The organism is Vibrio sp. CCB-PB317 (assembly GCF_022808245.1).
Classification (GTDB): domain Bacteria; phylum Pseudomonadota; class Gammaproteobacteria; order Enterobacterales; family Vibrionaceae; genus Vibrio; species Vibrio diabolicus.
The window spans coordinates 626,941-640,652 of record NZ_JALGNU010000002.1 but is presented as its reverse complement, the minus strand read 5'-3'; the positions used below and the strand labels follow the sequence as shown (position 1 = coordinate 640,652).

The 13,712-nt window shown below is 43.3% G+C and carries 11 protein-coding genes; 6 read left to right on the top strand and 5 right to left on the bottom strand.

What is annotated here, in order from left to right; genetic code table 11:
* Positions 1–91 precede the first annotated feature (91 nt).
* Together MTR11_RS11995 and MTR11_RS11990 are read left to right on the top strand one after the other, a co-directional pair.
* Positions 92–979: a LysR family transcriptional regulator gene (locus tag MTR11_RS11995; RefSeq protein ID WP_005391202.1), complete on the top strand. Its 888-nt coding sequence runs from the start codon at positions 92–94 to the stop codon at positions 977–979.
* A 183-nt stretch (positions 980–1,162) separates the two neighbouring features.
* Entirely contained in the window at positions 1,163–2,983 is a 1,821-nt protein-coding gene (locus MTR11_RS11990) for a putative bifunctional diguanylate cyclase/phosphodiesterase (RefSeq protein WP_243327631.1), read from the top strand.
* A gap of 107 nt (positions 2,984–3,090) precedes the next feature.
* On the opposite strand, the gene MTR11_RS11985 is transcribed toward MTR11_RS11990, so the two are convergent.
* Positions 3,091–4,374 (bottom strand): peptidoglycan DD-metalloendopeptidase family protein, encoded by a 1,284-nt coding sequence (locus tag MTR11_RS11985; RefSeq protein WP_047008385.1) that lies wholly within the window; start codon positions 4,372–4,374, stop codon positions 3,091–3,093.
* A 124-nt stretch (positions 4,375–4,498) separates the two neighbouring features.
* Positions 4,499–5,128: a hypothetical protein gene (locus MTR11_RS11980; protein WP_243327625.1), complete on the bottom strand. Its 630-nt coding sequence runs from the start codon at positions 5,126–5,128 to the stop codon at positions 4,499–4,501.
* Positions 5,129–5,330: 202 nt separating this feature from the next.
* Here MTR11_RS11980 and MTR11_RS11975 point away from each other — a divergent pair, with 202 nt between their 5' ends.
* The 4 genes from MTR11_RS11975 to MTR11_RS11960 all read left to right on the top strand — a co-directional run bounded on the left by MTR11_RS11975 (position 5,331) and on the right by MTR11_RS11960 (position 10,694).
* The gene (locus MTR11_RS11975) at positions 5,331–5,732 is read left to right on the top strand and encodes a GFA family protein (RefSeq protein ID WP_243327623.1); all 402 of its coding nucleotides are present in this window, start codon (positions 5,331–5,333) and stop codon (positions 5,730–5,732) included.
* A 152-nt stretch (positions 5,733–5,884) separates the two neighbouring features.
* Positions 5,885–6,556 carry a YoaK family protein gene (locus tag MTR11_RS11970; protein ID WP_005391213.1) on the top strand — a complete coding sequence of 224 codons (672 nt, stop codon included), beginning with the start codon at positions 5,885–5,887 and terminating at the stop codon, positions 6,554–6,556.
* A 455-nt stretch (positions 6,557–7,011) separates the two neighbouring features.
* Entirely contained in the window at positions 7,012–8,376 is a 1,365-nt protein-coding gene (locus tag MTR11_RS11965) for a YjiH family protein (protein WP_031780191.1), read from the top strand.
* A 446-nt stretch (positions 8,377–8,822) separates the two neighbouring features.
* On the top strand, positions 8,823–10,694 hold the full coding sequence (locus MTR11_RS11960; RefSeq protein ID WP_243327621.1) for a methyl-accepting chemotaxis protein: 1,872 nt from the start codon (positions 8,823–8,825) through the stop codon (positions 10,692–10,694).
* Positions 10,695–10,847: 153 nt separating this feature from the next.
* On the opposite strand, the gene MTR11_RS11955 is transcribed toward MTR11_RS11960, so the two are convergent.
* The 3 genes from MTR11_RS11955 to MTR11_RS11945 all read right to left on the bottom strand — a co-directional run bounded on the left by MTR11_RS11955 (position 10,848) and on the right by MTR11_RS11945 (position 13,588).
* Positions 10,848–11,189: a hypothetical protein gene (locus MTR11_RS11955; RefSeq protein WP_081441257.1), complete on the bottom strand. Its 342-nt coding sequence runs from the start codon at positions 11,187–11,189 to the stop codon at positions 10,848–10,850.
* Positions 11,190–11,421: 232 nt separating this feature from the next.
* Positions 11,422–12,579: an amino acid permease gene (locus MTR11_RS11950; protein WP_006742085.1), complete on the bottom strand. Its 1,158-nt coding sequence runs from the start codon at positions 12,577–12,579 to the stop codon at positions 11,422–11,424.
* A 697-nt stretch (positions 12,580–13,276) separates the two neighbouring features.
* The gene (locus tag MTR11_RS11945; RefSeq protein WP_243327620.1) at positions 13,277–13,588 is read right to left on the bottom strand and encodes a hypothetical protein; all 312 of its coding nucleotides are present in this window, start codon (positions 13,586–13,588) and stop codon (positions 13,277–13,279) included.
* Positions 13,589–13,712 lie beyond the last annotated feature (124 nt).

The window sequence follows — 13,712 nt, the reverse complement described above, 5'->3', positions numbered from 1 at the left end:
TTGTGACAGATTGATGGCAAACAGTGTATATTTGATACTCAAAGATGATAATCAGCTAAGTTGGAAAGGAATTAATTCCCAAGGAGACACAATGGACTGGATTCAAAGCGTGAAGAGTTATATTCGTGTGGTCGAAGAAGGTAGCTTTAATGCAGCAGCGCGGAAACTCAATACCACCAGCTCAGCTATCAGTAAACGAGTTCAATGGCTAGAAGATAAAATTGGCGTTCAGTTACTTAAACGCACGACCCGCTCTATTAGCCAAACCGAAGCTGGTGCGCTGTTTTATCAACGAGCAAAAAATCAGTTGGATTCATGGCAATCAGTATTAGATGAAACTCGCTCAGTCAATCAATCACCAGCGGGGTTATTGAAAATTGGCGCGACACTGGCGGTTGGTTCTAAGTTTTTGGTGCATTACCTAGATGATTTTCTTGAGAAATATCCAGACATCACGCTTCAATTAACGACAACGCTACCAGGCCAATTGCCAGAGCTAAGCTTAGACCTGTTTATTAGCCGGGAATTAGAGCAACTTAATTCACTAAGTTTCAAAGCCACCGCACTTTTCGAACATAAAGCCCAGTTTTACGCCGCGCCTAGTTACCTAAAAAAATATGGCACCCCACAATGCGTTGAGGATCTGACAGAGCATAATGTCCTGATTTGGGGTGAAAAGCCCTCACGAGAAATCAAAACCAATCGAGGCAAACGTATCAGCTTGTCCGGTAACTTTGCCACGACCAACCCAGAAGCGCTGTTTCATGGTGCCAAAAGAGGCATGGGTATTCTGATGACGAATAACGTCATGATCAAAGATGATCTCAAATCCGGAGCTTTAGTGCCTATCTTGCCCGATATCACAGCGGATAAAGCCACTGTATATGCCTACTATCCAAAGCTGGATTATCAGCATACCCGAACTAAGCTGTTCCTCGATTATCTCAAATCGCGATTAGAAGAGGAGAAGCGCGCCTAGCTTAGCGTTTTTATCGCTATACCTTTAAAAGGTTCAAGCATAAAAACATGAAAATAATGATTTGTTCGTTCACAAAATTTGAAAAATTCGCCTTAGTAACCGATAGTTTATTTGATGCATATCAAATAATAATTCTTCGTGTCTCACACGATATGGTAATCACAACGCTAGGTGAAATGCTCAATGGGTCAGGTACAAATCAGTTTCCACAAAATTGATGAAATATTGAAGCTAAACGGCACGGCTCAGCTAAACCGAGTCACGTTAGATATTCATCAACAATTGCAGAGCCATTGCACTTGCGTTGTAGAAGTTGCGCATCTTCAACATTCGGCTCATACCATCTCCTTCGCTAGCAATGGAAAAATTACAGACAATCTAAGCTACCACCTTTCAGGCACCCCCTGTGAAAAAGTGGCAAAAGACATTGGCGAACATATTTTCTATCAGGACCAAGTTTACAAACGCTTTCCTGAAGATCAGATGTTTCAAGAGGATGGTATTCAAGCTTACATTGGTCTGCCATTAAAGACACAAAATGGCGAGGTTCTGGGAATTTTATTGTCCACCTTTACCCGAAGCATCCACGCTAAGGAAGCGCAAGATATCCTCGACTTCCACCGCTTTTATGCCAATGTCATTATTCACAGCTTACGTGAAAAGTGGGTCAGTGAACGTTCAGATAAGCTTCTTAATCAGCTTAGCTATGAAGTATCGCATGATAACCTAACTGGACTGCTCAACCGTAGCTGCTTAGCTGACACCTTGGAGACATTGACGCAACAGGCCACTCGTCCATTCAGTTTGGCTTACCTAGACATCGATAACTTTAAATCGATCAATGATATCAACGGAAACTACATCGGCGACCAAATCATTAAGTTTACGGCGAACGCCATTCAACAAAGCTTGTCATCGCCAAACAACGCTTTTCGTGTAGCAGGAGATGAATTCGCCTTCATTACTTACGACGAAGATCCTGTCGCCGTGTGTCAGGAAGTACTCGACAAAATTGAAAGCGGCTACAGCGACAAATCTAACCGAATTTCTTTCACTGTTAGTATTGGTATCGCGCGCGCACCAGTACATATGTTGAACAGCGATGAGCTAATTTTGAATGCCAGTCTCGCTCTCAAAGACTGTAAAAAACATCGCGATACACGAATTCAGCATTACGACACACACCTTAGCGCCCTTTATCACCGTAGAACGCAGCTTATTGAAGCTATGCGCATTCAACTTAGCGCTGACATACATGATAGCGAAGAGTTGTATGTCGTTGTTCAGCCAATCGTAGATATCACAAGCGATCGCTGGAATTACTTTGAAATCCTAGCCCGCTGGAACAGCAATGTTTACGGAAACATCTCCCCTGCGGAATTCATTGAAGCTGCCGAACAATCAGGCCTGATTATCGAGTTGGGTGAACGTATTATTGAGCTCGCATGTATCGCAAAACAAGAGCTAGAGGCCAACTTAGGATACAAAGTTAAACTCTCTATCAATTGCTCTGCGTATGAGCTGGTCGACTCTAACCGCTATATTAACCACCTAACTAACATGGTTGAAAAGTATCAGCATGAAGCAAAAGACTTTGTTATAGAGCTCACCGAGACCGTTTTACTCTCGCAAAGTGGCAGTGAACAGATGGTACTTAACTCATTGCGGTACTTAGGTTTTAAGGTCGCGTTGGATGATTTTGGTACTGGCTACTCAAGCTTGAACTATATACACAATTATCCGATTGATAGCATTAAAATCGATGCAACCTTCGTTCAAAACATGCTCTCAAATACAACCTCTGAACAAGTGGTGTTTTTGATAGCACAATTAGCAGAACTGCTTGATGTGGATTTGATTGCCGAAGGCGTAGAAGACGATAGAGCATTACAAAAATTAATTGAAATGGGCTGCCACTACATTCAAGGCTATTTCTACTCTCGCCCACACAGTGTTGATGAAATCGTACACCTGATAAATGAACGTGAAGTGCGGAGCGCCTAAGAGCTCTAAACAAGCGACGGTCATGGAATGTAAATCTAGTTAATGCACAAAGTAAAAGAGACCAAGCTATACTTAGTCTCTTTTTATTTTTTGAGCGAAGTACTTTGTTACAGCACTGCTTTCTCTTTATCGCGTAATAGCTTATCCATTTCATCTCTGTTCGCGACAAAGGTTGCCATCTCTTTCTTAGGAACAGAGCTCGCCATTGGGATGTTTGCTCGCATGGCGTTAACTGGACGGCCGTATTCAATCAATTCATAGTGAAGGTGTGGCCCTGTCACTCGACCTGTTTTACCTGAAAGACCGATACGCTGGCCTCGAGAAACCTTTTGCCCTTTCTTCACCAGAATCTTACTTAGGTGTAAGTAACGGGTTTTGTATTTGCTGCCATGCTCAACAACCACGTAGTTACCCGCATAAGGGTGTTTACGAGTCATGATCACTGTACCGTCACCAGTAGAAACGACTGGAGTACCGGTTGGTACGGCAAAGTCAGTACCGTTGTGTGGCGCGACACGCCCCGTTACTGGATGTAAGCGATTAGGATTGAAGCCAGAACTGATACGCCAACGGCTACTTACAGGATAACGCTGGAATGCGCGCTGCAAGCTCTCGCCTTTGGCATTGTAGAATTGACCATCGGTATGAAGGTAAGCTGTGATTTCACGTCCGCGATTGTAAATCTTAATCGCCTCAATTTCGTTCTTGCCCGTTGGTATACCATTGATGCTTTGCGAACGACGAACGACTTCAAATCGATCACCTGCACGAAGATCACGCCCAAAGTTGAGTTGCTCTTTGAGTAAGCTCACAACTTGACTCACTTCTGCCGACGTTAGACCTAATCGACTTGCAGAAGAAGAGAAACTGCCTTGAATAACACCAACCAATGGTTCTTGGCTCCACACGCCAGGAATCGAGATATCGGTAAAGTCATAGCTACCATCACTATTTAGTTGGTAGACCACTTTATCTGCAATAGAAAATTGCAGTTCCATTTTCTCTAACTCGCCTGTCGCATCATCACGCCAAAAGCGGAGCGTGTTGCCCGGCTTTAGTGTATCAAGTGCAAGGTAGTTCAAATCCGTTTCCATTACTTTCATTAACGAGCTGTAACCGAAACCGAGCTGGCTAAAAATAGTGCTTAGGTTGTCACCTGCTTGGATTTGATATTCGAAGTTCGGGGGAGTGACAACTTCGGCAGTTGTCGCATCAAGAATTTTTTCAACGACCTGAGATTCAGGCAGGTTCAATGCGATGGTTTTGGTTAAAGATGACTCTTTGAGAGAGTGAGAAACACCAATCGCAACTAAAACTGGCAAGGAGTATAACAGCAGCGCTCTACGACTTGTCAGATTCGGCAACCGTCTTGTAATTTCATTTGTAGACACGGGAATTACTATCTCCTTTCAAACAAGGCTCATAGCTTATGCATTCCCGTATAAGAAATCACTATGAAATTTCGAGATCTAGCGCAGAAAACACTGAATTTTTACAGAACTCAAAAAAAATTCATCACTGTTGCATATGTAAGTTATTCCCTACACGCTTTAATGTGGATGAATTTAATTGATTTGGCGTATCTGCCATTGCTTGATCGTCACCATGCGCTAAATATGAAAGCGCGATAATGGCATCACTTTCCCATGTAATTTGGGTAAATTTAACGCGGTCACCGACAAAAATATTGTCTAAAAGGACAACTCGGCTCGGCACGGGGTCAAACTTAAACAAGCCAACATAGTTAAACGAACCGCTACCTTGTGTCGTTACAATCATCGGTGCAGCAATCCATGAAACACTCTCAATCTCACGCTGACTAATAAACGCAGTTGGAACGAGTACCTGACCTTTTGTCGCACCTGCATCATAATCGCCTATCAAATAGCCGTTTTCTTTATCCCACTCATCAAGAAAAGTGACCGCTCCCTGCTCTGGTACTTGAATCGTCCATGGGTTGCGTGAAGTAATTCCCAGCGTCTCTTGCACAATAACATTGGTTTCTGCTTCCGTTTGAGGGAACTTAGCCATGATCTCTTCATCAGACAAACTAAAGCGATAAACACCCGCGATCACAACCACGACCAATAATACGATCGGAATAAGAAGAATAAGTGGTATCGGCAGGATTCTTTTGTGAGCCATGAAGACTTCCTTGTTTAAAGGTATAAATGAAAAGCGAGTATAGCATTGTATACCCAAATGATTTCATCCCTTCAAGTGTTTCAAAATTAAACTAAACTGACTGTATCCAAATGATTTTCAAGCCCAGATTTCATAACTGGCCACTGACACTGCTCTCAGTGTTCCAAATTCATTGGTGTATTGGGAAGAATAGGTAATCACGATGACAACAACCATTCATACATGCGAATGCGCCTGCGGTTTAGTTGAGATCCGTTGTAAGGGAGAACCCATCCGTACATCTGTCTGCCATTGTTTTGAATGCCAAAAGCGGACAGGCAGTGTGTTTGGGGTACAGGCTCGCTTTGATAAAGAGCACGTAACCTTAAACGGTGAAGTCACCTGCTATACCCGAATGGGGGATGATGGCAGCGAGGTTCAGTATGAGTTTTGCCCTTCTTGCGGCACGACAATGCGCTTATTGGTCTCTACATTTCCTGAAATCATTATCATTCCCGTCGGTCTTTTTACTGATAAAGAGTTCCACCAACCAACGGTTTCAATCTATGAACAGAGGAAACATGGGTGGGTGAGTTTCGAATGTACAATGGAACACATCAGGTAGGGGAAATCCCCCTCTATGTCGTTATCATGGTCAAAGCAAAAGCTCGATAAGTGAGATTTTTTTGAGAATGATCAACCGAGTTTTACTGTAAGGGGTTTCGTAACGCGGTGTGAGCGTTATAATCGGCTCCTAACATTTGGTGGGGTTTTATTGTGATTTCCAGACTTCCTCGTTGGGTGGAATATGGCGCGTTTCTACTTGCCCTTCTCGCGGGCTGCGTCAATGCCGTTGGTCTTCTCGGCTTTCAACATCAAGCGATAACACATCTTTCGGGAACCGTAACTCAGCTAGGGAACAGCTTGCTAACAGGTGTGGATAGCTCCATTCACCTGCTCTTTATCGTATTTAGCTTTTTGATCGGTGCTGCCTTTAGCGGCTTTTTTATTGAGAGCAGTGCGTTAAAACTAGGGCGAAGATATGGTGTTGCACTGTGCATAGAAGGGAGCTTGCTCCTACTCAGTTTGGGCTTTTTGGTGCAAGGGGATTTGTACGGCCAATATCTAGCGTCAGCAGCATGTGGATTACAAAACGCAATGATCACTACATTCAGCGGCGCAGTAGTCAGAACCACACATATGACTGGGATCATCACCGATCTGGGGATTATGATTGGAGAAAGCTTAAGAGGTCGTCAATTTGATCGACGTAAAGCAAAGCTATTCCTATTCATTTTCTTCGGATTCTTGCTGGGCGGTGTCGCAGGAGCCGCACTATTCGTGGTATATGGATTATATACGCTCGTTTTCCCTGCAATATTGGCTTTCGCTACGGCTCTGATCTACTGGAGTTACCTTTACGTGCTTAGTCGCCAACAAAAAGCATAAAATCTCGAACCGATTGAGGCCGAATGCTTCAATCGGTTGTAGCTCAACTCTCTCACCGCTGCACATCATAATAAACGTTTTATCGTGTTGTAACGCAGCTAAAAAACCTTATAACAGCTAGGGCTAACAGGGCTTCCGGCAAAAAGTTAGTTAGATCAAAGTCACATTTGTTTAGCGTTTTATTATTCCAGTCACAATGCGCCCCATAATTCTCTGCGCTGCCCGCGCTCCGTGCTACAATTTTCTAACACAAGCAACATATTCGTATACACTTATACGTTATTTGACCAATTACCCGACAAATCGGCTGAATAACTAGATGTATTTAATGAATAGTATTGCAATGGATGCAGTTTGCGGGTACCCTCCGCAAAACTGTGATTAAATACGGATGTTTAGTGAATATTTATGTCATGGAAATGGCAAGTATTGACTAGTAGTAACACGAGACAACTATGCATAACACCACTAATGCTACTGAAGCTCCTAAGGGCAACTTTTGGATGTTTTTCATCCCTTCCCTAATCGGTCTTCTACTCTTTATGGCTCCGATCTCATACGATGGCGGCCTAACTATCCCTGTTGCGGTTATGGCAAAAGTCATCCCGGCAGTATTAGGCGATACCTTGATCGCTATCGTCACCAGTATCATCGCTTTCATGGCAGTCGCTTCTGTTCTTTGCAAAATTTTCAAGCCTGCAGCGATTTTACGTAATGGATTTTTAAACGGTCTTTTCAATCCATCGCCACTTTGGCTTATTGTTCGCTTAATCGGTGGTGCAGCCGTATTAATGACATTCTTCCAAGTGGGTCCAAAAGCGATTTGGGAAGAAAATACAGGTGGCCTTGTTCTTACCGGTCTTCTACCAACTTTGTTTGCGGTGTTCATTTTTGCGGGCCTACTCCTTCCGCTTCTTCTGAACTTTGGTCTTCTTGAGCTGTTTGGCGCGTTACTGAGTAAAATAATGCGCCCGGTATTCAACCTGCCTGGCCGTAGCGCAATTGACTGTATGGCGTCTTGGTTAGGCGACGGCAGTGTTGGTATCTTGCTAACCAGCAAACAGTACGAAAATAAATTCTATACTCAGCGTGAAGCCGCTGTTGTCGGGACAACGTTCTCAGCAGTATCGATCACGTTTAGCTTAGTGGTTATCGCTCAGGTACAGTTAGAGCATCTGTTCCTACCTTTCTACGGCGCAATCTGTTTAGCAGGTATTGTCGCTGCGGTTATCATTCCTCGCTTACCGCCGCTAAGCCTGAAGAAAGATCGTTACATTGATGGCAGCAACCCAGATAAAGATGCTGACGCCGTACCAGAAGGCCACACCACATTCTCATGGGGTATGGATCTAGCACTTAAGCGCGCGGGTCAGGTAACATCTGTTCAGTCGGTATTTAAAGAAGGCGTACATAACGCAATCGACATGGTGTTTGGTGTACTGCCTGTGGTTATGGGTCTGGGTACCGTGGCATTAGTGATTGCAGAGTACACTCCTGTATTTGAAATTCTAGGTCAGCCATTCATTCCATACCTAGAGCTACTGCAAATTCCAGAAGCTGTCGCCGCATCACAGACTATTGTTGTTGGCTTTGCGGATATGTTTATCCCGGCAATTTTAGCGGCATCAATTGATAATGAAATGACACGTTTTGTTATTGCAGCAATGTCAGTAACTCAGCTTATCTACATGTCAGAAGTTGGCGCCCTACTACTAGGCAGCAAAATTCCAGTAAACATTGTAGAACTGTTCGTTATTTTCATTCTGCGTACGCTAATCACATTACCTGTGATTGCTGGTGTTGCTCATCTGATTTTCTAAAATCAAAGCATCAATCAACAAAGGCTCCGCATTGTCGGGGCCTTTTTTATGTCTAAAACTCTATCTACAGCTCTATTCAGATCACTTAATTAGCAAACGCTCATAACTTACAACGAACAGCTCCAATCACGCCCCCTTTTACGACAGTTAAGTCGCTCTCATCTCACCAATAACGCCAACCTGAAACACTATGCTTTACACAATTCTTTTCATTATGACGCTTTCATTAACAGAGCGCACAAACCTGATCAAACTCACGGTTTTTGTCGTAACTTACCGTTTTGTTTAAATTTGGTTAAAAAAGACAACAAATAGACTCATGTTTTTGACAAAGATGTCGATAAAAAAGATAACCAAACACAATAGGTTTCTCTTGATGCGGATTCACCCGTTTAAAAAGAGGTGAAAGCATAGTGAAGCCAACCGGGAGAATCAGAGGAAAGCTCATGAAATTTAGACATAAGGTTGTCACAGCCTCGTCATTTTTGCTGCTAATTACCGTGTCACTACTGTCGACGCAACAAGTTATGACGATCCGCTCCCAAACGCAGGAGCACATTGACTCGAGTGTGAACGAGATATTGACCAGTGTTGGCAATACCGTGCAATCAGAAATGAATGCTAAAAAGGATCTCGCTCGTTCTATTACTGAAGTTATCGAACTTAATCCAAGTTCACACAACTACGTTCAGAACATTCTTGAGCGACCAACACCAAAAGCCAGCTTTCTTGCGATTGGCTTTGGTTATGAAAGCAATGGCTTCGTGATTGAAAATGACGACGGCTGGGAAGCAGGACCAGACTACGATCCGCGTCAACGTCCTTGGTTCATCGCAGCTAAAAACAAAGGCGATTTGGTCGTAACAGACCCATACGTCGATGCGTCTTCAAAAAACGTCATCATCTCTGTTGGTACACCAGTAAAAGAAAACGGCCAGTTCTTAGCTGGTATGTTTTATGACCTTGAGCTAACTACCCTTTCTGACCTCGTCAACCAAGTGAATCTGTTTGACGCTGGTTACTTATTTTTGGTCACCGCTGATGGAACAACCATTGCTCACCCTCAAAGCAAATACAACGGTGAAAAAGTTGGTAGCTACCTACCACAGGTCGATCTTACACAATCAACGCAACACATTGAGATCGATGGCGATCGTTATATGATTAACTTGACTCACATCCCTGGCGAGAACTGGTACGTGGGTTCAGTTATTGATGAAGCTATCGCCTACTCTGCCGTAGGAGAGCTTCGCAACAGCGCTATTATTTATTCAATCATTGCCGTGATTGCTTCTGTTATTGCACTGACTCTGCTCATTCGCACACTCATGCGTCCGCTAGACACATTAAACAACGCGATTAAAGATGTTGCGTCAGGGAAAGGCGATCTTACACAGCGCCTTGAAACTGATACTGACCAAGAATTCTCAGAGCTTGCTACAAACTTCAATACGTTCATGGAAAACTTGCAACAGCAAATTATTGAGTCGAAGAGTATTTCTGATCAAATTTTGAATGGCACTCAAATCACCGCTGAGGGTGCAAAAGATTCGGCTGGTGCTATTCAAACTCAGCTACAAGAGCTAGAACAATTAGCCACCGCGATGCACGAAATGTCTGTTACCGCGACTGAAGTTGCCAATAATGCGCAAGGCGCAGCGAGTACAGCCAAAGAAGCTGATCAAGCAACGGTTGAGGGCTCTTCTGTGGTCGGTGAATCGACACAAACGATCAATATGCTTTCCGATAGCATTGACCTTGCTGTCGAAGAAGTGCAAGTGCTTGAATCTGCAACCGCCAACATCGAAACGATTCTAAAAGTCATCAACGATATTGCGGACCAAACGAACTTACTCGCGCTGAATGCCGCAATCGAGGCTGCACGTGCGGGAGAATCTGGCCGAGGCTTCGCCGTCGTTGCTGATGAAGTTCGTACACTGGCGCAACGAACTCAAGAATCAACAACAGAAATTCGTACTATGATTGAGCAGCTGCAATCTGGCGCATCATCTGTGGCAAATGCTATGCATCAAAGCAAGGGTAGCGCTGTAGAAGCCGTAGAAAAAGCAGACTTGGCAAACAACGCGCTACAACGTATTCGTGATGCGATTCAGCGTATTTCTGATATGAACTTACAAATAGCCTCAGCGGCGGAAGAACAAAGCTTAGTTGCGGAGGAGATCAACAACAATACGGTGAATATTAAAGACCTATCGACTCAAGTCGCCGAATCTGCAAATCGAACTAACGATGCTATGCAGGCACAGCAAGAAGATGTACATAAACAAGATCAAATATTAAACCGATTTACAGTCTAGTCTTCACCTAAACAAAAACAGCGAGCCAATGCTCGCTGTTTTTGTTTTTAGACCTCTATCGCAGTGGTATCTAGACTTAGAACGCCTAGTTTTTAGTGTTGTTGCCACTCGACTCAAAACTGTTATCACGCTTGCTATGCTGCCTTTCCCACTCTAGTTGAATTCAACATGGATATAGCGGTCATTGGAGCGACGATAATAACGATCATCCACTTTTAAATAGGTGAAATCTCCAATCTTTATGTAGGTACTATTACGAGGAATTCGGTCGTGGTAGTAGTAACTGCGTCTTGGTCGTCGAGACTCCACATAAATAACGTCACGATGTTTATACTTATGTTTATGCTTGTGCTTGCGTTTATGATGATGGTGATGCTCATGATGGTGATCATATCGATGACCATGCCTATGTTTCGGGTCAGCCATCACTTCTGTACTAAACACACCTAAAGACAATATAACGCCAACCATGGCAAAAGATAATTGCTTTGACACAACAGAGCCTCTTATTAATATCAATAGCAACATAATAGGTAGGTGAATCACTGCACATGTCAGCCTTTCGCTAAGGAGTTTTACTACAAGGTCAAAGCTTATCGTGATTATCAGAGAAACGTCAAACATCACAAATGCTGATGACTTTGAGTGGCTTGGATTCGGCTATGAATACAAAAAAGCCGCCCGTTATACAACGAGCGGCTCAGTTTTTAAATCAGCTAGCGTGATTTTATACTGCTTGGGCAAACAGCAAGAAACAGCCGAACAGGAAGATCATGCTCATTCCCATTACGCCACCACCAGCTTCATAAATATTGTCATCTTCTACTGGCACTCGACGCACTTTCATTGTCATTGATAATGGGACAAAGACCGCGAGAAACACAAGAATAATCCCCGCGTAGCTAAGAATAGCCAAGAAATGTTCTGGCGCAAACACAGCACCTAGTAGTGGTAGCACAAAAGTAGTAACAAAAATCACTGGCTTACTTGCTTTCAGTAAGTCTGCATTTTGATCGTATAGCGCCATTGCCACACCTAAGAACGACGTTAGCAGTGCTAACCCAGTGAACATGGATAGGATAAACTCCAAACCTTCGTATTGCTGACCTAATACCGAGATTAACTCTGTTACATTGGAGTATTGAACAAGCTCATGAGGTGGTAGGTTACCGACAACTGCTAACAACCATAATAGGTAACAAACAAGCGGAATAGTTGAACCCACGATAATCATATTACGCAGTTGTGTTTTGCTCGCCTCTTTGTTGTAAGTTACAAGCGATGGGATCACGACCATAAAACCGAAACTGGTGAAAAGCACCGAGCTTGTCTTAATTAGCGCCATCTTATCGTCACTCACGACTTCATCAAGTCCCTCAAACGAGACGCTTGGTGCAAGCGCAAAAAGTGTCAGGATCAACGCCACGATCATGCCTAGGAACAAACCGCGATTAAGCTTATCTACAACTCCTGTACCTGCCGAAACAATGATACCGACTAAAAGAGTAAAACCGACTTGGCTTGCGATCGTAGATGTTGGCAGCCCAATTGAGGCTGTTACTTTTTGTACGAGATCACCCGCACCAATGATATAAGCCATCAATAGACAAACTAACAGGGCGTAAAGCAAGCTGTTGGTTACCAACTGGCCACCTTTACCTAGCGTTTCGCGAGCAATTGCATTCATGCTCGCGCCGCCGCCTACTTTGCAACTGGCCTCAAGAAGGAGCAGCGCAGCGTAAGTCGTCCCAGCCCAGATAAATAACATAAGAAGAGTGCCCCAGAGGAGGCCAAATTGAGCAAGCACCATTGGTATAGCAAGCATACCAGCGCCAAGAGCAGTACCTGCAACGATCAAGGAACTGCCGACAAGTTTTAGGTTCACGGTTAATACCTCTAAATTCAATCCGTTTATTTCTCGCCAGTTGTGCTACATCCAAAGCACACCCAACAAAACGCTCTACTCAGCCAAAATTTGGTTACAAGAACCCTATATGGCTAAGAAAACATGCAGCAAAAGGTGGTTAATTCAATTGCACATGAACACTTGAGAGTCGTTTTGGGCGATGTCATCGTTGATGAAATGCGCACAACTTTGGGTTCGAAGCAAAATTGTTCATCTTAATTCATCAACCCCCATTCGTTGTGAATGGATTTGGTTCGAAAAGATTGTAAGGCATAAGCAGGACGATTGAAAAGCAAAAGGTCAATCTTATAGCGATATATTTTAACAACTCTCCTCATTCACCTAAGATGTGTTGTTATTTTCATCACTAATCAGTCTTTTATCGCCTAATGAGAGTAAGAACGTGCTCAACCGCTCAATTTTGGATGGGTGTACAAATTAATTTACAGTTCAAGTAAAGGTGTTAGATTCCAGGGGCGTAGCCTAGATCGGACAATATCGCTATTATTCGCTGCGTACCGACACTGTTCGGTTCACATACCTCTAAACACTGATTTACGGTTCGAAACTATAGGTAAATGAGTGTCCGAATGCTGGGTGTGGTTCCCCAGCATTTGCATCCTTTCTTTTTGGTGTTATCCAAACTGTCTAAATCTAAGCTAGCTTGCCCATTCTATTAATACGCTTTATCTAACGCTCCGATGATATAAGTTAATGCTGAAACGCCCATATCCGCGACCTGCTTCTCAGTCACACTCATATTTTCATACGCAATCTGCAACTCTACCTCACCTATCGATTCTTTATGAAGATAAAGCTCTTTGTAGTTCATCAACCTCTGTTGAGACTGTCGAGTCAGAGCGACAACATTTTCTTTAGTGATACGATGCTGCTTATTAAGCTCGCTAAATAATTGATCTAAAATGCGTTGCATTTTGCGAATTGAGGATTTTGTCTCGATTGATTTGTATGATTGATACTTTTCCATTGAGTTTATAACTGACTAAAATATGTACATTTTTATTAGATAGCTATTCTTATACTGATTGCAAAACAGGTAAATATGAGATGGTTAAACTGGTCCACTTCTTGCTTTATTTAGGTCAAAACTG